The following is a 20,034-nucleotide window of genomic DNA, read 5'->3' as shown; positions in this document are numbered from 1 at the left end:
GGGTTGCATATGCGGCAAAGCCGCCTAACGTGCGGCGTGTATCTAAGATGGAGAGCTCATGGCCGTTGGTCGCATTATAGAAACGCCAGAATGCGTGGAAGAGGGGGCTGAGTGGCTGGCAACGGCCTGTCCGCGTATGGCTTATGCGATGCAAAAAACAGGGCCGTTGCCTCTGCGGCGTCGGCCAGACGGATTCGCTCAGTTACTGAGTGCGATAGTCAGTCAGCAGGTCAGTGTTGCCTCGGCCAATGCCATCTGGAAACGCCTTAAGGACGCGAAGCTGACGGGTCCGCGCAAGATCATGTGGTCAACCGATGATGATTTGCGCGCCGTGGGTCTGAGCAGGCAGAAAATCCGGTATGCCCGTGCGTTGGCCGAAGCCCGTATTGACTACACAGCGTTGAGGGATGCGTCCGATGAGGAAGTCGTTGCAGTCCTGACCGAAGTGCCCGGAATCGGTGTTTGGACCGCCGAGATCTACGCCATGTTCTCTCTGGGGCGTGCGGACGTGATCGCGCCGGGTGATTTGGCCCTGCAGGAGGCTGCACGCATACTCTATGACCTGCCGAAACGTCCGACGGACAAGGAATTACGATTGATGGCCGAAGCCTGGTCACCCTGGCGTTCGGTTGCGGCGCGGGTTTTGTGGGCCTATTACCGGGTGGCTAAAGAACGAGAAGGGATCAGATGACACGGGTTTTGAATGCGCTCCGAAAAGAGCCGGTTTCGGGCGATACACGCTCCGTCGTGGTGTTCGTACACGGCTATGGTGCCAACGGGGCCGACTTGCTGGGTCTTGCCGATCCGCTGGGCGAGCATCTGCCGGACACATTATTCGTGGCACCAGATGCTCCGGAACAAATCCCCGGTATGCCCAATGGGTACCAGTGGTTTCCGATCCCCTGGATCGATGGTTCGTCCGAGGAAGAAGCGCGCCGCGGTATGGAAATGGCGGTTGAGGATTTCAACGCTTTCCTCGATGCCCTGATGGTGGACGAGGATGTGTTGCCAGAGCAGGTGGTTCTGTTCGGATTCTCGCAAGGCACAATGATGAGCCTGCATGTTGCTCCTCGCCGGGAAGATCCTGTGGCAGGTATCGTCGCTTTCTCGGGCCGACTGCTGGAGCCCGACTTGCTGCCTGACGAGACTGTCAGTAGGATGCCGGTCCTTCTGGTGCATGGTGACGCTGATGATGTTGTGCCGCCCCAGTCTTTGCCTGAGGCCGCTGAGGCATTGCAAAGCGCAGGGTTCCAGGAAGTTTACGCTCACGTCATGAAAGGCACGGGCCATGGGATTGCACCGGACGGTCTGAGCGTGGCGTTGGCCTTCATGCGCGATAAATTGAGCCTTTAACAATGATCGCCGTTCGCCAGATGATGCGAGAGGATGTGGCAGACGCCTGCCGCATTCTAAATCAGATCATCGCGATCGGCGGTACGACCGCGTTTGAAATCCCATTTTCTGAGCCACTGTTCACGCAGAGCTATCTTGATGGAACAGATAAGATCTGTTGTCATGTTGCCCTTGATGATCAGGGTGAAGTTGCTGGTTTTCAATGGCTTGGGGCGCATGATGCGCTGCCTGATGACTGCGTGGATATAGCCACCTTCACGCGACGCGATCCGGTTCTGAAAGGCGCGGGTCGTGCATTGTTTTCCGAGACCTCAAAAGTGGCTTCAGCGCTAGGATTTTCCGCGATCAATGCCACTATCCGGGCCGATAATGTATCGGGCTTAAGCTACTACGATAAGATGGGATTTCAGGATTACTCGGTCGCGTATGGTGTGCAGCTGCGCGACGGAACGCCGGTAAACCGGATTTCCAAGCGTTTCACCTTGCGTTAATCCCAGAGATGGCCTTCGGCAAACTCGACTGAATTCCCTGCAGGGTCACGAATATACAGTGATTTCGCCCCGCCGGGCCAGTCGAACTCTGCATCGACCGGGATGTTCCAGTTGAGCAGGTGCTTACGCATTGCATCAATTTCATCCCTAGTCAGAACCAGACAAACATGTCCGGCTCCACGCGCACCATGTGGAGGAACAGGCAGTTCTGGGTTGTTTGGCGGTTGCTCGGTTTGTTCCGGGTTGAACAATAACAGGACAGCGCCGCCAACGCGGTAAAAGACGTGACGATCCTCAACACGCTGAATGCGTGTCAGCCCCAGTATCTCACCATAAAACCGTTCAGCTGCATCCAGATCATCGACATACAACGCAGCCTCCAGAATGGCGGAGGGGGTAGGTATCTCCGGCGTCACTTTCATAAAATTAGTTTAGCGGAAATAAGGGCTTCTGTCACCGGCGAGGGCGGCGATCCCTTTTGCGCTGCGGTGCCGAGTTCAATGTGGGCATGGGCAGGCTGTCCCATTGGCCGGGTTCCAACCCCTCCAAAGTCCAATCGCCGATGCGTGCACGGATCAAACGAAGGGTAGGGTGTCCAACCGCTGCCGTCATTCGACGAACCTGACGGTTTCGACCTTCGCGCAAGGTCAGTTCAATCCAGCTGTCCGCAACAGTCTTTCGCTCACGAATTGGCGGGGTGCGTGGCCACAGATCTTCAGGTTCATCTATCGCACGTGCCCGGGCAGGGCGTGTTGGACCTTCCTTGAGTTCAACACCGTCTCGCAACGCCTTGAGGGCGGCAGCATCTGGAACACCTTCGACCTGAACCCAATAGGTCTTGGCCATCTTGTGTTTTGGGTCTGATATCTGGGCTTGTAGGCGGCCATGGTCTGTCAGCAGCATCAGACCTTCGCTGTCCCGATCCAACCGACCAGCCGGATAGACGCCAGGCAGGTCGATAAAATCCGATAACGTGCTACGCGGCGATTCCACGTTCGCACGGTCGGTAAACTGTGGCAGCACATCAAAGGGTTTGTTGAATCGGATGAACCAGGACATGCCCCGCCATAGCCCGAGCGACACACAGTGCGCAACCTGTGGATAACTGTCATGTCACTGTTACGGATTCGGCTTACCCAATCTTCGACATATTGTGGAAACTCAGGGCTTGTCAGAGTTTTAACACGATATATAGTCATAGTAAGACCGGGGCGGGTGCTCCCCGCTCTGGTGTCACAAACGGGCAGCTGAGAGCGAGGAGCGATTCTGTGATGGACGGAGACTTCAGGACCGAATTTGTCAGGGAACCCGGTGCACTAAAGCATCATCCGGCATTGGTTTTGAACGCCGATTACCGCCCCTTGTCATACTATCCGCTTTCGTTGTGGCCGTGGCAGGAGGCGATCAAAGCGGCATGGTTGGACAGGGTCGATATCGTCGCCGAATATGACGAAGTTGTCCGCAGTCCCAGCACCGAAATACGAATACCATCGGTCGTTGTCCTTAAAGACTATGTAAAACCCAGAAAGCGCGTGGCCTTCACGCGCTTTAATTTATTTTTGAGGGATGAATTCCGTTGCCAATACTGTGGCAGCCGTGGGGATCTGACCTTTGACCACGTCGTACCGCGTGCCGCGGGCGGGGTAACAAGCTGGCAGAATGTTGTGGCTGCGTGCAGCCCCTGCAATTTGCGCAAAGGTTCAAAATCGCTCCGGCAGGCGGGTATGACATTGCGCAAACCGCCTCGGCAACCCGATGCCGAGGCTTTACGCAATATCGGCCGTAAGTTTCCGCCAAACCACCTGCACGACAGTTGGATCGACTTCCTGTATTGGGATGCGGAACTGGACGAAATCTAAGAGTTACCGGCTACGCCACGCGGCTATCCAGACCAGTACCAGACACGCAGATAGTACTGCGTTCCACCCGGCCATCGACAGGCCAAACAACTCCCATGGTATGTCGTCACAGCGAACCAGCGGCGCCGACATGATCTGTTCCATCAGCTCTTCCGCGGACAACCCTCCAATATCGCCCGAAGTGCAGCTTGTCGGACCTTCCCACAATCCTCGCTCGACACCTGCATGATACACCCCAATCCCGGCAGTGATCGATGCAGCGAGCGCACCCAGCAGGGGCAGGAAGCGCTGTCCGGGAAAGGCCAGCGCCACAACGCCAATCAGAACGGCTGCGCCATGCGGATAGCGTTGCCAGATGCACATTTTGCATGGCGCCATGCCACCAAGATGTTGAAATCCCCACGCTGCAAGCAACAGAGCGGCTGATCCGCCGGCTGCGAGGAATATGAGTGCGCGTTGTTTCGTCATATGTATTTCACCAACAGGAATCCTCCGATCAGGAGGAAGATGAAGAGTGTAAAGACCAGCCCCAGACGTTTCTCAATGAAATCCCGGATAGGTTCGCCGAACCCCCACAGCAGACCGGCGACGATATAGAATCGCAATGCACGTGCCAGAATCGAGGTTGCGATGAAAGTCCCAAGCGGCATTCCGGTCCAGCCGGACATGATAGTGATGACCTTGTAGGGGAACGGGGTGATCCCGGCGGTCAGCACTGCCCAGAACCCGAAATCATTGAATCGCTGGTTGAATTCTTCCATGGCATGACCTTTGCCCATCGCTTCAAGGATCGGCTGGCCCAGACTTTCATAGAAGAATGCCCCGATCGCATATCCAAGCATGCCACCAAGTACTGAAGCCACCAATGCAACGGTGGCGATCAACCAGGCACGCGATGGGCGCGCAAGAATCATGGGAATCATCAGAACGTCGGGTGGAATCGGAAAGAACGAACTTTCGACAAATGCTACGATTGCCAGCGCCCAGAGGGCATGAGGGTGATCCGCCAGACGAATTGTCCAGTCATAAAGCGATCGCAACATTATATACTATGGTCCCAAGATCAGTTGGGGTTAGGCAAACCACGCACCTGCCAACGCGTCAACCGCTCTTGGTTGAACGAACAGGAAATTGGATGGTTTTTGCCTCTGGACCTTCCCGTTTGAGGACGCTAATCCATTGCACGTGGCCCAAGTGGCGGAATGGTAGACGCAGGGGATTCAAAATCCCCCGCCTTCACGGGCGTGAGAGTTCGAGTCTCTCCTTGGGCACCACAACCCTTACATCGATGTAGAACCAATTGTGTAAGCGTAGCAGCAGGTCTCTCCTTTGCGCTGCTTGCGACCACATACATGCGCTTAGATATGAACAACCTATAGGTGTCACGAGATTTGCGGATGTGTTCGTCAGGCGGGGAAACTCTCGCAAATATCGTCATATCTGAGGCTTTGCGCCCTTGATCCGGGCGCTGGCCTTGACAATCGATGTGTCTGAATGAAACGTCGAATATGTTGGGAGAGTTTGGAAAATTCAGTGAGTTGTACCCGTTGCAAGACGGGCAAGTTTGACTTATCGGCACGGTCCCCGGACGGGGGCAATGCGCCTTTTCCGTCTGCCAAACATAAAAATTGGGAGTTCATAAATGAAAAACAGCAGCAAGCTCAGCCTCGGCGCGGTCATCACCGCTGCCTTCATGGCTCCGGCCGCTTATGCCGAAGAATTCATCACCATTGGTACTGGTGGTGTAACAGGCGTTTACTACCCGACCGGTGGCGCGATCTGCCGTCTGGTGAACAAAGGACGTAAAGAGCATGGCGTGCGCTGCTCGGTCGAATCGACCGGTGGTTCCGTCTACAACATCAACACCATCCGCGAAGGCGAGCTGGAGTTTGGTGTTGCTCAGTCCGATTGGCAGTACCATGCGTATAACGGCAGCTCGAAATTCGAAGAGGCTGGCCCCTTCGAAAACCTGCGCGCCGTATTCTCAGTACACCCTGAGCCGTTCACAGTTGTTGCTCGTGCCGATTCCGGCATCACCAACTTCGAAGACCTGAAGGGCAAGCGCGTCAACATCGGTAACCCCGGTTCCGGTCAGCGCGGCACCATGGAAGTCCTGTTGGGCGAAATGGGCTGGACCACTGACGACTTCGAACTGGCGACGGAACTGAAGGCGGCTGAACAGTCGGCGGCTCTGTGCGACAACCAGATCGACGCAATGGTTTACACCGTTGGTCACCCATCGGGTTCGATCCAGGAAGCCACTACCGCGTGTGACTCGGTTCTGGTGAACGTAAGCGGCGACGCTGTCGACAAGCTGGTCAACGACAACTCGTTCTACCGTACCGCAACCATCCCCGGTGGCATGTATCGTGGTTCGGACGGCGACACCTCGACCTTTGGTGTTGGCGCGACTTTCGTAACCTCGGCTGACGTGTCGGATGACGCGGTTTACGCAGTTGTAAGCTCGGTCTTCGAAAACTTCGATGACTTCAAAAAGCTGCACCCCGCGTTTGCGAACCTGAAGCCCGAAGAAATGATCGCAGACGGCCTGTCGGCTCCGCTGCATCCGGGTGCTGAGAAGTACTACAAAGAAAAAGGCTGGATTCAGTAATCCACCAGTGACTTTGGAACGAGGCGCAGTTTTGCGCCTCGTTTTTACCGGTAGAACACCGGAACAAAAAAAACCGCGCCGGAAACCGGCCGCAGGACGGGGAGAGATTTGATGAGCGCTGATCAACAGGGCAATCGTCCGTTATCCGAAGAAGAGCTGCAGGAACTGGTCGCATCCTCGGATGCGGGTGCACGTGATCCTGCTGGAAACGTAGGGCTGTTTCTGGCAATTGTTGCCGCAATCTGGTCTATTTTTCAGGTGGTTCTGGCATCGCCCATATCCAACTACGTGTTGCCCGGAAGCATTGTTAACAACGCACGCCAGTTTCACCTGGCGTTTGCCATGTTCTTGGCCTTTGCTGCTTATCCGGCTCTGAAATCCAGCCCCCGCGACTATATTCCGATTCAGGACTGGATTATGGGGATAGTAGGCGCTGCTGTTGCGTTGTACGGGTACTTTTTCTATCAAAAAATTGTCGATGCTGGCGGACTCGCCGATGAAACCGACGCAGTCTTTGCTGCCATAGGTCTTCTACTTCTATTTGAAGCTGCTCGCCGTGCGCTTGGGCCCGCAATGGCGATCATTGCATCTATTTTTCTCCTTTACGTATTCTTCGGGTCTTCCGAATGGGTCCCAGAGGTCATCCGCTGGAAAGGCGCGAGCCTCAAAAAGGCCATGAGCCACATGTGGATTACGTCCGAGGGCGTGTTTGGTATTGCCCTGGGCGTTTCCACCAAATTCGTCTTCCTGTTCGTTCTGTTCGGAGCTTTGCTGGATAAGGCCGGGGCAGGGAACTACTTCATCAAGATGGCGTTTGGAGCGCTAGGCCACCTGCGCGGTGGACCGGCCAAAGCGGCCGTTGTTGGTTCTGCTGCGACTGGCCTGATCTCGGGCTCTTCGATCGCCAACGTTGTGACCACTGGTACGTTTACCATTCCGCTGATGAAGCGCGTTGGCTTCTCGAGCGAACAGGCGGGATCGGTCGAGGTTGCCTCGTCGGTCAACGGTCAGATCATGCCACCGGTTATGGGGGCTGCAGCCTTCCTGATGGTTGAATATGTCGGCATCTCTTATGTCGAGGTAATTACGCATGCCTTCTTGCCTGCGGCGATTTCGTACATCGCTCTGGTCTATATCGTTCACCTCGAGGCGGTTAAGCGGAACATGCCGACACTTGGTGATCGCGATGTGCATCTGGCGCGGACGGTCGTTGGCATGTTGTCGTTCTTCCTGATCTTTGCAGGCCTTTGCTATGGCTCGCAATTCCCGGTCGATGCCGTAACGGCATGGGTGCCAACCATGGCCGGCTTGGTGCTTAGCCTTATTGTCTGCGCCGTCTATGTGGTCCTTCTGTACTTCGCGGCTCAGGTTCCGGATCTGGAGCCTGATGATCCGAACGCCAAAGAAGTCACGCTTCCGGTGATCAGTGAAATCTACAAAGCGGGTCTGCACTATCTGCTGCCAATCATCGTGCTGGTGTACTTCCTGATGATCGAGCAGAAGTCACCTGGCCTGTCAGCCTTCTGGGCAACGGCATTGCTGTTCGTGATCCTGCTGACGCAAAAGCCGCTTAAGGCGATCTTCCGTGGTGAAAGCAACCTGCCGGCGTTCTTTGTCGATGGTGTTGCCGATCTGTGGCAGGGCCTGATCGACGGTGCGCGCAACATGATCGGTATCGCGCTGGCAACGGCCACAGCGGGTGTTATCGTGGGTACCGTGACGCTGACAGGTGTCGGACAGGTGATGGCTGATCTGGTGGAGTTCCTGTCGGGCGGTAACCTGATCCTGATGCTTGTGATGGTCGGTCTTCTCAGCCTGATCCTTGGCATGGGTCTGCCCACCACTGCGAACTACATTGTGGTTAGCTCACTCATGGCTGGCGTGGTTGTGGAACTGGGAGCGCAGAGCGGACTGATTGTCCCGTTGATCGCGGTACACCTGTTCGTCTTCTACTTTGGCATCATGGCGGACGTCACACCCCCGGTAGGTCTTGCAAGCTTTGCTGCTGCAGCCGTTTCGGGTGGTGATGCGATCAAGACAGGCTTTACTGCTTTCTTCTATTCGCTTCGTACCGTTGCACTGCCATTTGTGTTCATCTTCAACACGGACCTGCTGCTGATCGATGTGACATGGGTTGAAGGGATTATCGTGGCGATATTCGCGACGATAGCGATCCTTGTCTTCACAGCGGGCACCATGGGTTACTTCCTGACCCATAGCCGTATCTATGAAAGCATCGCGCTGATCTTCGTGGCGTTTGCCCTGTTCAGACCAGATTTCTTCATGGATCGCATCGCGCCTCCATTCACTTCGGTTGAGCCTGCTGCATTTGTTGAGACGATGGGTCAGACACCACCCGGAACAGATGTTCGGATGGTTATCAGTGGGCCTGATTTTGACACCGGCAAGATGGTGGACACCACGGTTGTCGTGCCGGTTGGTTCTGAAGAGGGCGGTGAAGCGCGCGTCGACGCGATGGGGCTGCTGCTGTTCGAAGAAGATGGCCTTGTCAAACTTGAGGAACCGATGTTCGGATCACCAGTTGCCGATGATCTGGCCAACTTTGACTACTACGGTGATGAGGCTGTCCGGCTGAGCTCGGTCAATCTGCCGTCCAGTCAGCCTCCGAAGCAGCTGATCTATATCCCAGCGATGATCCTTCTGGGTCTGATCGCTTTCCTTCAACGCGGTCGTGCCGCAAGACAAGAGGTGCCAGCATGACAAACTCTGTTTTGTGTGCCGTCGATATCAGTAACGGCGATCTTGACGCTCAGGTTCTGAAACAAGCAGCCGAGTTGGCGGGGCATGAAGGGGCGCAGCTTGATGTCGTGACTGTGCTGCCGGACTATGGTGAGTCCTTCGTGAGCAGCTTTTTCGAGCCGCATCATCACGAGCAAGCGCTTGCGGATGCCCATGAAAAACTGACCCATCTCTGTGTTACTGCCTTGGGGGAAGAGCGCAATGCTTCTATCCGCCATGTGGTCGCCACGGGGACAGCCTATCAGGAGATCCTGAAGACGGCTGAGAGTGCGGGCTCGGATCTAATTGTGATCGGGGCACACAAGCCTGATTTCAAAGACTATCTGCTTGGGCCGAATGCCGCGCGCGTGGTGCGGCACTCGACCGTTTCTGTCTACGTGGTCAGATAGGTTAGTTCTGGGCCTTGCTATTCAGCCAGGCCCAGAGCAACCAAATGTTCAAACCCCGACATAACGTCGTTGCTGTCTCGCAGTTCCAGCACCAGCCGGGCCTGTGATGCGGCTTCTGCAATTGCCTCAAAGACAGCCTGCCAGTTTACGCTTCCTTGACCCGGCGCCCAATGTCGGTCTGCATATCCGTCGGCATCTTGCAGGTGGATATGCGCCAGTCGGTCTCCTGCAGCACGGACATAGTAGTCAACTGGTGGTGCGCCCGTAGCGCCATGCGCGTAATGCGCATGACCAGTATCGAGTGATACGCATACGAAGTCGGAATTGAAACTATTGGCGAGGATCACCCGATCGAATGGGTTCTTATCCTCGATGTTCTCGATCACCAGTACGACACCGTATTCCTCAGCCCTTGTAATAACCGGTGCGAGGGTTTCGTGAACGCGCGAAATCTGCGCTTCTCGGGATGTCAGGTCGCTGTCCAGGTTGTGGTAGTCCCACGTTGAATAAGGCGAGTGCAGGACCATTTGCGTTGCACCAAGTTTAGCTGCGACATCCAGCGCCTGGTGCATACGTTTCTGAACAATGATGCGCACTTCGGGATCATGGCAATCCAGCGGCAGATCATAGAACGGGCCATGAATACCCAATCGCCCCGAATACCCTTGCAAAGTGTTCTTAGCGGCGTTGATCAAGTCTTCAGCAGCATCGCCCAAATTGTTCGGAGAAAAGAAATCCTGAATTTCCAGATCACGCTGCCCATCTACAAGCCAATCACGATGGGTCTTGAGATCGGACACCATCAGCGCGGCACCCACTTTGAGTTTTGTCATTTCCAGTCCCTTTACATTTGGGACCGTCATAAAAGGTGGCTGTGACAGTCTGGCGACAGTTGGGTCAGTACCCGGTCATTTCCAGATAGCCCTGACCGCTGTGACTTCCTGAAACGAAAACCGGACCTTCCCAATAGGCAAAGCGCGTTCCCATCCATGATTTGGGTGTAAGGGCGGACACCTCCACATCCAGTTCGCGATCCGGCAGGACCACGCGCCATTGTACCGGGACATTTCTGTCGGCAACGGTTTGGGTTTCCAGAGGTGTGAACGAGACAGCGCCATCCGGCAAAGCAGTTCCAACACCGTATGCATCAATCCATGTAGCCGAAGTGTAGTCTCCGCGATCACCACGCAGGCGGAAGGCCATTAGTTTTTGACCGTCATCAAAGCTCAGCGAAAACCAATCCCAACCGCTTTGATCTGCCGCCAATGGTTGAGATGACCATTCCCGATCTAGCCAGCCCTGGCCTGTGACCACGACATCTCCCTGAGGCAGGTGCAGGACACCTTCGACCTGGTAGCCGGGTTGCGAGTAGTAGTAGCTTGCCTGACCGTCGGCAGACTTGACCGAATACCCATCTTCGCCGTGAAATACCAATGGTCCTGTGGCATCCAGAGACAGGTCATAGCTGAACGCAGCCCCATTGGCCGTCAGGCGCAGCGCATTGATGTCGAGATCAGCTTTCATCTGCCATTCGTCGATCCATGCTTCGAAAGGTTGCGCAGTCACGCCTGCCTGACCAATACCTCCGCGCGACAGCCTCTCGGCATAGTAGTGAGCATCAGGCGTAGTGACCGCTGCATGACCCAGCCATAGTTGCGGGCTTTGCCAGCCATCCTCTTCTGATGGTTTCAAGGCCGAGCGAAACAATGTCCATTGAATGCCGTAGTCTCTTCCATCCTCACCTTTGAGATTTGCGGTTAGGTACCACCATTCAATCCGATAGTCGGGATGCGGGCCGTGGTCATGCGGAAACTGGAACTGATATCCAGGCGTTGGGGCAGTGAAACCATCAGCGTTACCTCCCAAACCGGCGTAACCTTGTGCCATTGCGGCCAGAGGGAACAGCAGGAACATCAAAAACGCTCTAACGTTCATTGGCAAATACCCTGAGAAGATCGGCGGGTGGGATGCGCCGAAGGCGCCATGCGGGCAGGGCGGCTGCTACTGCCGCAGCCAGCAGGGTCAGCAAAAACAGCCGAATCCAATCTGCTGGAAACAGATGCATCGGCAATTGCCATCCAAAGGCCTGAACATTGATCACTGACAAGAGTATCCACGCCAGGATTAACCCCAATGGCAAGGCCAAACAGGCAGTGAGTGCCGCCAGCAGTATACTCCGCAGCAGCTCCAACTGAGCCAATCGCGATCTGGTCATGCCGAGAGACCATACTGGCGCAATCTGTGGCAGTCGCTGGGTCCAGAGGGTCAGCAGACTGGTGAGGATGGCGAAGCCCGCGACCCCAAGCGTCAGCACATTCAGGGCAGAAGTGACGACGAATGTCTTCTCAAAGATCGCCAGAGACTGCTTTTTCATGGCGGCCTGATGCACCACGCTGGAATTTGGAAGATCAAAACGATCCCGTAAGGTCTGGGCCATTTCAGTTGCACGATCAGGGGATAGGCGAATGCCAAAGCGACGCGAAGCAGCGCCGGGCGCTATGAGATCCAGCATTGCCATAGAAACAATCGCCTGACCGGTCGGATTCCCATAATCAGAATAGACGCCAGCGATTTCGAGGGTGTGACGCGGGGCAAGCATCAGACTGTCACCCGGCCACAGGTTTTCCCGGCGCGCCAACTGTTCATTAATGAGGACAGCACCGCCATTCAGAACACTATCCCAAACATTCGGAATTGAAGCTATCAGGGGCCAGTTCTGACGATAGGTATCGTCATCGATTACACCATACAGGAACAGCGGGCCTGTCTCATGAGCAAGTTCAATACTTCGAATTGGCAACACGGCGTTAACTTGGGGCGCAAGCCAGTCGATGATCTGATCCGCCTGTTCGTTATCGGAGGCGGTGACATACAATTCGGATGTCAGGCGTTGATCAAGCCAGCCGATGAACGTCAGCCTGAAGCTGGAAACCATCGTTCCAACACCGATATTGGCCGCAAGAGCCAATAGCAGGGCCATCAGTGCAAGTGACAGCCCGGGAAGCTGCGCGCGCATATCGGCCCATACCCACTGCGTAACTGGCCCTTTTGCACATCGCGCAAACATCGCCAATAGCACGGATAGAATGGCAGGCAGCAACAAGGCGGTTCCGGTGAGAATGCCCGCCAGCATCACAAAACCAGCGATCAGCCCTTTGGCACTGAAGAATACAATCATGCCGCCTATGATAAGTGCCAGACCCGACAGCGCGCTAAGTCTTCGAGCGTTTGTTTGGCCACCCCATGCCTGCATTCCCGGGCTCGCAAGCAAGGGCATCCTGGACAGCCGCCAAAGCGCATGACCGCTGGCGAGCAACGTGCCGCCGATTGCCATTGCCAGACCCGATACGATCCAAAGTGGTCTGAGAGCGAGTTGCCCGTCGACAGGGGCGCCGTACAACCCTCTCAAGGTTACGGCGACATCAGGAAGCAAAGCCGCCGCAATCAGATGGCCAATCACCAAGCCCAGAATACCTCCGATCAGGGCGAACATGATCAACTCGGCCAACGTGATCAATACGAGCCGTCGCATCGAAACACCCAGCGCTCGCAAGGTGCGGATCATTCCACGTCGCTGGGCAAACGCCAGTCCGACCGTCCCATGTACGATGAAAAGGCCCACTGCAAAAGACAAAAGGCCGAATGCTGACAGGTTAAGATGAAAGCTGTCGGTCAGTTGTGCCGTATCGATTTGTGAGGTCGGGCTTTGTCTTTCCAGTTCAGGGGCGATTTCCGATAGCGGTGGCAATGACCCGGGTTGGTCAGGTAACACGACCAGTCTTGAAATTTGTCCGGACCGGTTCAGGAGCCTTTCGGCGACACCGATATCAGTCAGAATGAACTCGGGGGGCAGGGCGCTGCTGACAAGGATAGGCGGCAGATCATCGCGCTCATCGAACAGATCAATGAGATCGGGTGAAATCAACAACCGCCCCGGAGCAGTCAGTATTTCAGAGGGGTCTGGCGGCGTATCGCTCTGTTCCAATTGTGTCATGGCCGGCAAAGCGGGGTAGGCAACCATATCCACCCCCATCAAGCGAAGTGTGCGATCACCGATGCGGACTGGTCCCTCGAGCACCGCCGCTACCTGCCAGCCCGAGCGCCGCAGATCAACGTAGCGCGATAGTGGTATGTAGCCTGTTGGATCGCGTATCTCATCCAACTGTCCAACTGAAAGCTGGGTATTGGCCCGGGCATAGCTGGAACGCGCCTCGGAATTGATGGCCTGAACAGCTGACCAAAGGCCGGTCGCCAGTGCAATGCCGATCAGCAATGTGGCCAATTGCAGCCAGTGCCTGCGCCAGTGGGACAGCAATGCCTGAACCACAGGACCTGTCATGTGATACGACCGTTTGCCAGATGCGCGCGGCGATCCAGTCTGGCAGCGATATCCTGAGAATGTGTAACCAATAGCAATGCGGCGCCCGTATCGGCGACCAGAGACAACATCAGGTCCAGTACCACTGAACTGGCGGTTTCATCCAGGTTCCCGGTGGGTTCGTCCGCCAATAACAGCTTAGGCTTTGCTGCCATCGCTCGGCCAATCGCAACCCTTTGCTGCTGACCGCCAGACAGGCTCTCTGGATAGCGCTCTAGCAGTTCCCCAAGACCCAGCCTTTGCGCAAGATGTGAAATCCACTCAGAGTCGCAATTGCCTGCCAACCGCGCATGGAATGAGAGGTTCTGGTCCACGGTTAGGGATGGGATCAGGTTAAATTGCTGAAAAACCAAGGACACTTTCTGGCGCCGCAGTTCGGCGCGTCCGGGATCATTCAGTGATGATAAGGCTGCACCATCAAGCACAATTTCACCACCATCGAACCCATCCAGCGCAGCTGCCAAATTCAGGAGTGTGCTTTTGCCGCTGCCACTTTCTCCGGTTAGTGCAAGCGTTTCACCAATGTCGAGAGACAGGGAAACGTCCTGTAGCACAGGGCGTCCACCGGGATAGGCTTTTTGAACGCGATCTATAGTCAGCAGCATGTCATCTCACTTTCTGTAGGCCACAATGTGCAACCGTATCCCCGACTGTCCATAGCGCAGACCGCTCGGGTTCCATTCGCCGCACCCACGCACAAAGGATGGCGGGGTTGCTCATACCCGAATGAGAGGTCATTCTGAGGTTGCATTCGCGATCACAAAAAAGCAGGACCATTTCATGACGTTGTCGCAACAGATCCTTTGGGGCAGCATGTATCTTGGTCTTTGCTTTCTGGTCGAAATCGTGCTGCTGACATGGTGCACACTGGTTATTCGCCGGATTGTCGAAAAATGGGAAAGCCAGGGCAAGATATTGGCGACCGCTGGTCCAATCACCATCGCGTTGGCGTTTATTATTGCCACCCATACAATTCAGGTTTGGATATGGGCCATCATCTGGGTTTTGGGTGATGTTCTACCTGATTGGAACTCTGCGCTCTATTTTTCGCTGGTTACATTTACCACGCTGGGCTACGGCGACATTGTGCTTGGAGAAGGCCTTAGAATTTTTGGTGCTTTCGCATCTGTCACCGGCCTGCTGGCCTTTGGATTGTCGACCGCATACATGGTGGCTCTTATGAACCAGGTTTTTCAGGAACGTTTCCCCGACTGACTAAAGAATAGGGGCAAACAACCTCGCGATCGGTGCGCCAAAACGAATATGAGTGGGCTGTTGCGACAAAGTGCGGGTCAGCTCATAGCTGGTTTCAAAGTCCTTGCGCAGCATGTTGTCTACGGCCTCGGCTGCGCGACTGTCGAAAAACAGTGCCATTGCTTCAAAATTCAAACGGAATGATCGGTTGTCGAGATTGGTGGTGCCGACGGCGGCCAAAGTATCATCCACTACGAACGCCTTTTGATGCATGAAGCCATCGGTGTAGCGGAATACACGCACCCCGCATTTTCGGATTTCATCAAAGAACGCGAATGCAGCAAGCCACGGAAGGCGGTGATCAATGACATCGGGAAGAAGGATGCGAACATCAACGCCGCGCAAAGCGGCATGCTGCAATGCGGTCATAATATCGATGTCAGGCACAAAATAGGGTGATGCAATCCAAAGCCGTTCTTTTGCCTCTGCGATCGCGGAAAAGAACATCATCGCGCCTGTTTCGGTTTCATCTCCGGGACCGGTCGCGACGAGCAAGGCGTTCATATCCTGATCGGATTCGTTGCCGGCCCAGTCGAGTGCGTCAATCAAATCTTCGTTCCGGGCCCAATGCCAGTCTTCCGTAAAGATCAGCTGCAACTGCCTGACGATATGGCCCTGCATTTTGATATGGGTGTCACGCCAGTGACCGAATTTCGGATCCTGACCCAGATACTCGACACCAACATTGTGGCCGCCAATAAACCCGACCTCACCATCGATAATTACTGTTTTTCGATGATTGCGGTAATTGAGTTGGAAACGAAAGTTAGGTCCGCGTTGCTCGCGCGGGTCCGCCACGTCGACCCCGGCTTTGCGCAATGTCTCAAGGTAATCCGACGCTAACCCGTAGCTGCCAACGGCGTCGGTCATGAAACGGACATGTACACCTCTTTGAACCGCTGAGATGAGTTTGTCCTGAAGCTCCATACCCAGTTCATCATGGCGCACGATGTAGAATTGCACGAGGACGTAATTCTTCGCAGAATCAATTGCTTCAAAGATGGATTTGAAAGTGCTGTCACCATCAATTAATAGCTGAGCGCCATTGCCACGCGAGACGGGCAGATGCGCCAGGGCCTCGAATGGTCTCGGGTTGATCTTCATTTTTTCCGGATCGGGTTTGGAATAGTCCGCAAAAGTCTTGATGCCCTCAACGACTCTTTCGCTTTCCCGGCGTGCCACGCGATATCCCCGAAAACGGTGGTGCCCGAGAAACAGATAAAGAGGAACCGCCAGCATCGGGGCTGAAAGCAGGAATACCACCCAACCCACTGCGCCCTGTGGGGTACGCGCGGTTTGGGCCGCGCGCACCGAGAAAACCACGGCGACGCAAAAGAGGGCAAATAGAAACAGGGAAACGAGCACTGTCCACATGAATTTTTGGCGTCCTGACTATTCAGTTTTTGCCAGTGTAGATGCGTGACCAATCATTCGCCATATCAACAATCACCCATCCCAAATCCGGGCCTTTGTCCAAACCATCGACCAAACGGCCGATATGACTGTCTCTGTCATACGCCCATTCCCGTTCACCATCTGTATGATGGATTAACAGGCCCATCCGTGGACCAGTTCCGGCAGTCGTCCATTCCAGCATCGCAAAGTCGCCATCTGAGTTGCCAGCTGCGAAGATCGGGCGCTTTCCGATCGTGCGATCAATGTTGATGGGCTTGCCTTCCTTGTCGTCGATAAAGGCTAGGCCGGGTGCCTTTACGATGGTCGGTGTGCCATCGACGATTTCGTAGGTGCTGTCGTTGTAGGTTCCAAGGATTTGCTCGGGCGGAATCCCATAAGCTTTCTCAGCGAAAACGCGCATGAAATGAATGCCGCCGCCTGAGACGATATATGTCGAGAACCCCTCGTCGCGAAGATATCTGAGAAGCTCAACCATCGGCTGGTAAGTCATTTGATCATATGGCAAATTCGTCTTTGGATGCCGCGCCGTATCCAGCCATTCAGCGACGGATGTCTGAAAGTCAGCGACACTGAGGCCGGAATGTGAGGCGTTCACCACCTCGATAAGGGCTTCTTTGCCGCCTGCGGCAATTCCTTCGACATCCCCTTTGGCTGCGGCTTCCAGTGTGGGGCTGGACAGAATGGATGGATCGCTTTCAGCCAGTTCAGCCAGCTTGTCCATGGCGAAGATCAACTGAAAATAGACTGGTTGCTCGGCCCAGAGCGTGCCGTCATTGTCGAACACTGCAATACGGTCTGCGGGCGTGACGTAATCATCGCTGTCAGGATCCGTGACTCCATCAACGAAAGCGACGATCCGGTTTCTGGCCTCGGTATCGGTCCAACTTGGTAGCGGGTCGGCAGACAGTGTGAAAGGAATGAGAGTGGCAACAACGATAGGAATGAGACGCCGCATGAGAATACCCTTTTGATTCAATCGGGAAGGGCCGCCTGTTTATCGGCAGCCCTTCGACCATTCTTAATGAACTTCGACTTAGTTGTTCGTCGGAGTGGTTAGCTTGTCCATCACCTGATCCAGGTTGAAGCTGGCAGCTTTCTGACGCGGTGGGAATTCCTGGAAGGTCGCGAGGAAATTACCAACGTACTGCTGTGCGGGAACAAGGAAGTACGCCCGATCCAGCAGCCAGTCGTAGTAGGTGTTGGATGTGCGATAAGCCCGCTCATACGGGTCGCGGCGCAGGTTGATGATCAATGGAATCCGCAACTCGGTCCAAGGTTCGATCCACGCGCGCAGCGTTGCCCATGCCTTCTGCTCAAGGAAGATCAGCTTCCAGTCGTCAAAGCGAAGGGCGGTCAGGTCACCATCGTCCGAGAAATAAAAAATTTCCCTGCGCGGGCTTTCCGCAGTTTCACCTGTCAGCAGTGGCAGGATGTTGTATCCATCCAGGTGGACCTTGTAGTCGCGGCCCATGCCCGATGACGAATATCCTTCCTTCAGCTTCTCTTTGATCTCGGGATCACCCGCAACCGCCAGATATGTCGGCAGCCAGTCCATGTGGTGCACGATCTCGTTCGTGACAGAACCCGCTTCGATTTGACCCGGCCAGCGAACCATTGAAGGCACACGCCATCCGCCTTCCCAATTGGTGTTTTTCTCACCCCAGAAAGGAGTAGCGGCAGCATCAGGCCAGGTGTTGTAGTGCGGACCGTTGTCGGTCGAATAATGCACGATGGTGTTGTCGGCGATGCCAAGTTCATCCAGCAGGTCAAGCAGTTGGCCAACGTGCATGTCGTGTTCGATCATGCCTGCAGTGTACTCATCAGCCACGCCACCAACGATTTCGTTGGCTTGTGCACGCATGTCGTCTTTGACGTGCGTCCGGAAGTGCATGCGCGTACCGTTCCACCAGACGTAGAAGGGCTGACCTTGCTCGTGCGCGCGCTTGATGAAGTCGATTGCCGCCGCAACGGTTTCCTCATCAACAGTTTCCATACGCTTCTTGGTCAGCGGGCCGGTATCTTCTATTGTGCCATCCGCTTTCGACTTGATCACACCGCGTGGACCATAGGCCTCGCGGAATGTGCGACCATCTGCTAGCACCGCGTCACCGGGATAGTCTTCATTTTCCGGCTCTTCCTCAGCGTTCAGGTGATAGAGGTTTCCGAAAAACTCATCAAATCCGTGGTTTGTAGGCAGATGCTCATCTTTGTCACCCAGGTGGTTTTTGCCAAACTGACCCGTGACATAACCGTGGTCTTTCAGCAGGCCCGCAATGGTGGGGTCTTCGACCTGCATGCCGAGATCAGCACCGGGCAGTCCCACTTTCGACAAACCGGTACGGAAAACTGATTGGCCCATGATGTAGGATGATCGGCCAGCAGTGCACGATTGCTCACCATAATAATCGGTAAAAATCATGCCTTCATTCGCAACACGGTCGATGTTTGGCGTTCGGTATCCCATCAAACCCATCGTATAAGCGGATATGTTTGACTGTCCGATGTCATCGCCCCAGATAACCAAGATGTTGGGCTTTTGATCCTGTGCCCAGGCTGGAACGGCCAGTGCGACAGCGATAGATGCCACAGCGAACCGGCGCAGCCTGCTGCGCCAAATATCTGCAAAAGAACGGGGTGGTGACATGATTTACTCCTGCAATGGGGGGCCAAATCGACCCGGAAGTTATAGAGTATTGGCGACGACACGTTGTGGTCTAAGGGTCATCTGCTACATCGAATTCCCTGCCTAACTAATTGAATGGGCTTTGGAATCGGACACGCTTATTCTAATCGAGCAAACGCTCTTGAAATCTATCATATGATGAGATTGAAACATACTAATGTTTGATAAATTCAGTTACATGCATCTGTTTCAGAAAGACGGCTGGTTCGCAGAGCGCAGCACGTCTTTTCAGAGCGATCTGCTTGGGTGTGCAATATCGAAGACCTTCGGCGTCGGAGAAACACTTTACCATCATGGTGATCCCGCCAACGGCATCTACGCTGTTTTGAAAGGGGGCATTCAGATCACTGCGCCATCTGATGATGGGCGGGATTTTGTGGTGCATCGTGAAGGCGCAGGTTACTGGATCGGTGATCTGGCCTTGTTTTCTGGGTCGCTCAGATTGGTAAGCGTGGTGACGACTCAGGAAACGCAAACCTTGTTCTTTCCCAGTTCACGTGTCGAAAGATTGGTTTACCGCAACCCTGAGTACATCCGTGATTTCTATGCCCTGACGCATGAAAACATGCAGACTGCCCTGCGCATCATGGCGAATTTAGCCGTGACCGGAACAGAAAAGAGGCTGGTGCTCAGGTTGCTGCATCTCGACGAAGGTGCATCTGAGCCCGATGGCTGGATAATCGTTTCTCAGGAAGATCTGGCTGAGATGGTCGCCGTGTCGCAACCAACGCTGCATCGTAACCTGCACCGACTGGCTGATTTGGATCTGATTGAGCTTGGCTACGGTCGTGTGCGGCTTAAGGACAGGCGCGCCCTGATCGAGAGCTGCGTGAGTTAAGA

The 20,034-nt window shown here is 54.8% G+C and carries 20 protein-coding genes and 1 tRNA gene; 10 read left to right on the top strand and 11 right to left on the bottom strand.

The window, feature by feature from the left end:
- The first annotated feature begins 58 nt into the window (after positions 1 to 58).
- The 3 genes from ACR0CW_RS08415 to ACR0CW_RS08405 are packed head-to-tail and all read left to right on the top strand — an operon-like array spanning position 59 to position 1,844.
- Positions 59 to 691 carry a DNA-3-methyladenine glycosylase family protein gene (locus ACR0CW_RS08415; RefSeq protein WP_480787436.1) on the top strand — a complete coding sequence of 211 codons (633 nt, stop codon included), beginning with the start codon at positions 59 to 61 and terminating at the stop codon, positions 689 to 691.
- Complete coding sequence (locus ACR0CW_RS08410; protein ID WP_170333127.1) at positions 688 to 1,353, top strand: alpha/beta hydrolase; 666 nt, start codon at positions 688 to 690, stop codon at positions 1,351 to 1,353. The genes ACR0CW_RS08415 and ACR0CW_RS08410 overlap by 4 nt, the downstream gene beginning before the upstream one ends.
- A 2-nt stretch (positions 1,354 to 1,355) precedes the next feature.
- Positions 1,356 to 1,844 (top strand): N-acetyltransferase family protein, encoded by a 489-nt coding sequence (locus tag ACR0CW_RS08405; protein ID WP_480787435.1) that lies wholly within the window; start codon positions 1,356 to 1,358, stop codon positions 1,842 to 1,844.
- Here ACR0CW_RS08405 and ACR0CW_RS08400 read toward each other — a convergent pair.
- A complete protein-coding gene (locus tag ACR0CW_RS08400) occupies positions 1,841 to 2,266 on the bottom strand; it encodes a VOC family protein (RefSeq protein ID WP_480787434.1) in 426 nt (141 codons plus the stop codon). The two genes, ACR0CW_RS08405 and ACR0CW_RS08400, sit on opposite strands and share 4 nt — an antisense overlap.
- A gap of 31 nt (positions 2,267 to 2,297) precedes the next feature.
- A complete protein-coding gene (locus ACR0CW_RS08395) occupies positions 2,298 to 2,903 on the bottom strand; it encodes a pseudouridine synthase (RefSeq protein WP_480787433.1) in 606 nt (201 codons plus the stop codon).
- Positions 2,904 to 3,115: 212 nt separating this feature from the next.
- On the opposite strand from ACR0CW_RS08395, the gene ACR0CW_RS08390 reads away from it, so the two are divergent.
- Positions 3,116 to 3,703: an HNH endonuclease gene (locus tag ACR0CW_RS08390; RefSeq protein ID WP_155141950.1), complete on the top strand. Its 588-nt coding sequence runs from the start codon at positions 3,116 to 3,118 to the stop codon at positions 3,701 to 3,703.
- 3 nt (positions 3,704 to 3,706) lie between these two features.
- Here ACR0CW_RS08390 and ACR0CW_RS08385 read toward each other — a convergent pair whose 3' ends face one another.
- The gene (locus ACR0CW_RS08385; protein WP_480787432.1) at positions 3,707 to 4,171 is read right to left on the bottom strand and encodes a disulfide bond formation protein B; all 465 of its coding nucleotides are present in this window, start codon (positions 4,169 to 4,171) and stop codon (positions 3,707 to 3,709) included.
- On the bottom strand, positions 4,168 to 4,746 hold the full coding sequence (locus tag ACR0CW_RS08380; RefSeq protein ID WP_155141934.1) for a YqaA family protein: 579 nt from the start codon (positions 4,744 to 4,746) through the stop codon (positions 4,168 to 4,170). The genes ACR0CW_RS08385 and ACR0CW_RS08380 overlap by 4 nt, the downstream gene beginning before the upstream one ends.
- Positions 4,747 to 4,891: 145 nt before the next feature.
- Between ACR0CW_RS08380 and ACR0CW_RS08375 the strand changes: the two genes are divergently transcribed.
- The 4 genes from ACR0CW_RS08375 (at position 4,892) to ACR0CW_RS08360 (ending at position 9,463) form a co-directional block, all read left to right on the top strand.
- Positions 4,892 to 4,977: transfer RNA gene (locus tag ACR0CW_RS08375), tRNA-Leu, on the top strand.
- A 368-nt stretch (positions 4,978 to 5,345) separates the two neighbouring features.
- Complete coding sequence (locus ACR0CW_RS08370; RefSeq protein ID WP_155141932.1) at positions 5,346 to 6,314, top strand: TAXI family TRAP transporter solute-binding subunit; 969 nt, start codon at positions 5,346 to 5,348, stop codon at positions 6,312 to 6,314.
- Between the two features lie 111 nt (positions 6,315 to 6,425).
- Positions 6,426 to 9,035, top strand: a complete 2,610-nt coding sequence (locus ACR0CW_RS08365; RefSeq protein ID WP_480787431.1) for a TRAP transporter permease — start codon at positions 6,426 to 6,428, stop codon at positions 9,033 to 9,035.
- A complete protein-coding gene (locus ACR0CW_RS08360) occupies positions 9,032 to 9,463 on the top strand; it encodes a universal stress protein (RefSeq protein ID WP_480787430.1) in 432 nt (143 codons plus the stop codon). Before ACR0CW_RS08365 ends, ACR0CW_RS08360 begins: the two co-directional genes overlap by 4 nt.
- A gap of 17 nt (positions 9,464 to 9,480) precedes the next feature.
- On the opposite strand, the gene ACR0CW_RS08355 is transcribed toward ACR0CW_RS08360, so the two are convergent.
- The 4 genes from ACR0CW_RS08355 to ACR0CW_RS08340 all read right to left on the bottom strand — a co-directional run bounded on the left by ACR0CW_RS08355 (position 9,481) and on the right by ACR0CW_RS08340 (position 14,446).
- Positions 9,481 to 10,296 carry a sugar phosphate isomerase/epimerase family protein gene (locus tag ACR0CW_RS08355; RefSeq protein ID WP_480787429.1) on the bottom strand — a complete coding sequence of 272 codons (816 nt, stop codon included), beginning with the start codon at positions 10,294 to 10,296 and terminating at the stop codon, positions 9,481 to 9,483.
- A gap of 64 nt (positions 10,297 to 10,360) precedes the next feature.
- Positions 10,361 to 11,398, bottom strand: a complete 1,038-nt coding sequence (locus ACR0CW_RS08350; RefSeq protein WP_480787428.1) for a lipocalin-like domain-containing protein — start codon at positions 11,396 to 11,398, stop codon at positions 10,361 to 10,363.
- Positions 11,388 to 13,802 carry an ABC transporter permease gene (locus ACR0CW_RS08345; RefSeq protein ID WP_480787427.1) on the bottom strand — a complete coding sequence of 805 codons (2,415 nt, stop codon included), beginning with the start codon at positions 13,800 to 13,802 and terminating at the stop codon, positions 11,388 to 11,390. Before ACR0CW_RS08345 ends, ACR0CW_RS08350 begins: the two co-directional genes overlap by 11 nt.
- On the bottom strand, positions 13,799 to 14,446 hold the full coding sequence (locus ACR0CW_RS08340) for an ABC transporter ATP-binding protein (RefSeq protein ID WP_480787426.1): 648 nt from the start codon (positions 14,444 to 14,446) through the stop codon (positions 13,799 to 13,801). Before ACR0CW_RS08340 ends, ACR0CW_RS08345 begins: the two co-directional genes overlap by 4 nt.
- Positions 14,447 to 14,621: 175 nt before the next feature.
- On the opposite strand from ACR0CW_RS08340, the gene ACR0CW_RS08335 reads away from it, so the two are divergent.
- Positions 14,622 to 15,056: a potassium channel family protein gene (locus ACR0CW_RS08335; RefSeq protein ID WP_155141919.1), complete on the top strand. Its 435-nt coding sequence runs from the start codon at positions 14,622 to 14,624 to the stop codon at positions 15,054 to 15,056.
- On the opposite strand, the gene cls is transcribed toward ACR0CW_RS08335, so the two are convergent.
- The 3 genes from cls to ACR0CW_RS08320 all read right to left on the bottom strand — a co-directional run bounded on the left by cls (position 15,057) and on the right by ACR0CW_RS08320 (position 19,155).
- Positions 15,057 to 16,469 carry a cardiolipin synthase gene (cls, locus tag ACR0CW_RS08330; protein WP_170333147.1) on the bottom strand — a complete coding sequence of 471 codons (1,413 nt, stop codon included), beginning with the start codon at positions 16,467 to 16,469 and terminating at the stop codon, positions 15,057 to 15,059. It lies immediately after the preceding gene.
- A 22-nt stretch (positions 16,470 to 16,491) separates the two neighbouring features.
- Positions 16,492 to 17,466 carry an HAD family hydrolase gene (locus ACR0CW_RS08325; RefSeq protein WP_480787425.1) on the bottom strand — a complete coding sequence of 325 codons (975 nt, stop codon included), beginning with the start codon at positions 17,464 to 17,466 and terminating at the stop codon, positions 16,492 to 16,494.
- Positions 17,467 to 17,544: 78 nt separating this feature from the next.
- Positions 17,545 to 19,155 (bottom strand): arylsulfatase, encoded by a 1,611-nt coding sequence (locus ACR0CW_RS08320; protein WP_155141913.1) that lies wholly within the window; start codon positions 19,153 to 19,155, stop codon positions 17,545 to 17,547.
- A 196-nt stretch (positions 19,156 to 19,351) separates the two neighbouring features.
- On the opposite strand from ACR0CW_RS08320, the gene ACR0CW_RS08315 reads away from it, so the two are divergent.
- A complete protein-coding gene (locus ACR0CW_RS08315; RefSeq protein ID WP_480787424.1) occupies positions 19,352 to 20,032 on the top strand; it encodes a Crp/Fnr family transcriptional regulator in 681 nt (226 codons plus the stop codon).
- Positions 20,033 to 20,034 lie beyond the last annotated feature (2 nt).

It is taken from the genome of Ruegeria sp. CH6, from assembly GCF_056537005.1.
Note: the sequence above shows the minus strand (reverse complement) of the source record. Positions and strands in the feature narration are given on the sequence as shown.

Excerpts from the sequence above, each read along its gene's own strand:
- ACR0CW_RS08415 (WP_480787436.1), top strand. The coding sequence starts at position 59 with ATGGCCGTTGGTCGCATTATAGAAACGCCAGAATGCGTGGAAGAGGGG.
- ACR0CW_RS08410 (WP_170333127.1), top strand. The coding sequence starts at position 688 with ATGACACGGGTTTTGAATGCGCTCCGAAAAGAGCCGGTTTCGGGCGAT.
- ACR0CW_RS08405 (WP_480787435.1), top strand. The coding sequence starts at position 1,356 with ATGATCGCCGTTCGCCAGATGATGCGAGAGGATGTGGCAGACGCCTGC.
- ACR0CW_RS08400 (WP_480787434.1), bottom strand. The coding sequence starts at position 2,266 with ATGAAAGTGACGCCGGAGATACCTACCCCCTCCGCCATTCTGGAGGCT.
- ACR0CW_RS08395 (WP_480787433.1), bottom strand. The coding sequence starts at position 2,903 with ATGTCCTGGTTCATCCGATTCAACAAACCCTTTGATGTGCTGCCACAG.
- ACR0CW_RS08390 (WP_155141950.1), top strand. The coding sequence starts at position 3,116 with ATGGACGGAGACTTCAGGACCGAATTTGTCAGGGAACCCGGTGCACTA.
- ACR0CW_RS08385 (WP_480787432.1), bottom strand. The coding sequence starts at position 4,171 with ATGACGAAACAACGCGCACTCATATTCCTCGCAGCCGGCGGATCAGCC.
- ACR0CW_RS08380 (WP_155141934.1), bottom strand. The coding sequence starts at position 4,746 with ATGTTGCGATCGCTTTATGACTGGACAATTCGTCTGGCGGATCACCCT.
- ACR0CW_RS08370 (WP_155141932.1), top strand. The coding sequence starts at position 5,346 with ATGAAAAACAGCAGCAAGCTCAGCCTCGGCGCGGTCATCACCGCTGCC.
- ACR0CW_RS08365 (WP_480787431.1), top strand. The coding sequence starts at position 6,426 with ATGAGCGCTGATCAACAGGGCAATCGTCCGTTATCCGAAGAAGAGCTG.
- ACR0CW_RS08360 (WP_480787430.1), top strand. The coding sequence starts at position 9,032 with ATGACAAACTCTGTTTTGTGTGCCGTCGATATCAGTAACGGCGATCTT.
- ACR0CW_RS08355 (WP_480787429.1), bottom strand. The coding sequence starts at position 10,296 with ATGACAAAACTCAAAGTGGGTGCCGCGCTGATGGTGTCCGATCTCAAG.
- ACR0CW_RS08350 (WP_480787428.1), bottom strand. The coding sequence starts at position 11,398 with ATGAACGTTAGAGCGTTTTTGATGTTCCTGCTGTTCCCTCTGGCCGCA.
- ACR0CW_RS08345 (WP_480787427.1), bottom strand. The coding sequence starts at position 13,802 with ATGACAGGTCCTGTGGTTCAGGCATTGCTGTCCCACTGGCGCAGGCAC.
- ACR0CW_RS08340 (WP_480787426.1), bottom strand. The coding sequence starts at position 14,446 with ATGCTGCTGACTATAGATCGCGTTCAAAAAGCCTATCCCGGTGGACGC.
- ACR0CW_RS08335 (WP_155141919.1), top strand. The coding sequence starts at position 14,622 with ATGACGTTGTCGCAACAGATCCTTTGGGGCAGCATGTATCTTGGTCTT.
- cls (WP_170333147.1), bottom strand. The coding sequence starts at position 16,469 with ATGTGGACAGTGCTCGTTTCCCTGTTTCTATTTGCCCTCTTTTGCGTC.
- ACR0CW_RS08325 (WP_480787425.1), bottom strand. The coding sequence starts at position 17,466 with ATGCGGCGTCTCATTCCTATCGTTGTTGCCACTCTCATTCCTTTCACA.
- ACR0CW_RS08320 (WP_155141913.1), bottom strand. The coding sequence starts at position 19,155 with ATGTCACCACCCCGTTCTTTTGCAGATATTTGGCGCAGCAGGCTGCGC.
- ACR0CW_RS08315 (WP_480787424.1), top strand. The coding sequence starts at position 19,352 with ATGTTTGATAAATTCAGTTACATGCATCTGTTTCAGAAAGACGGCTGG.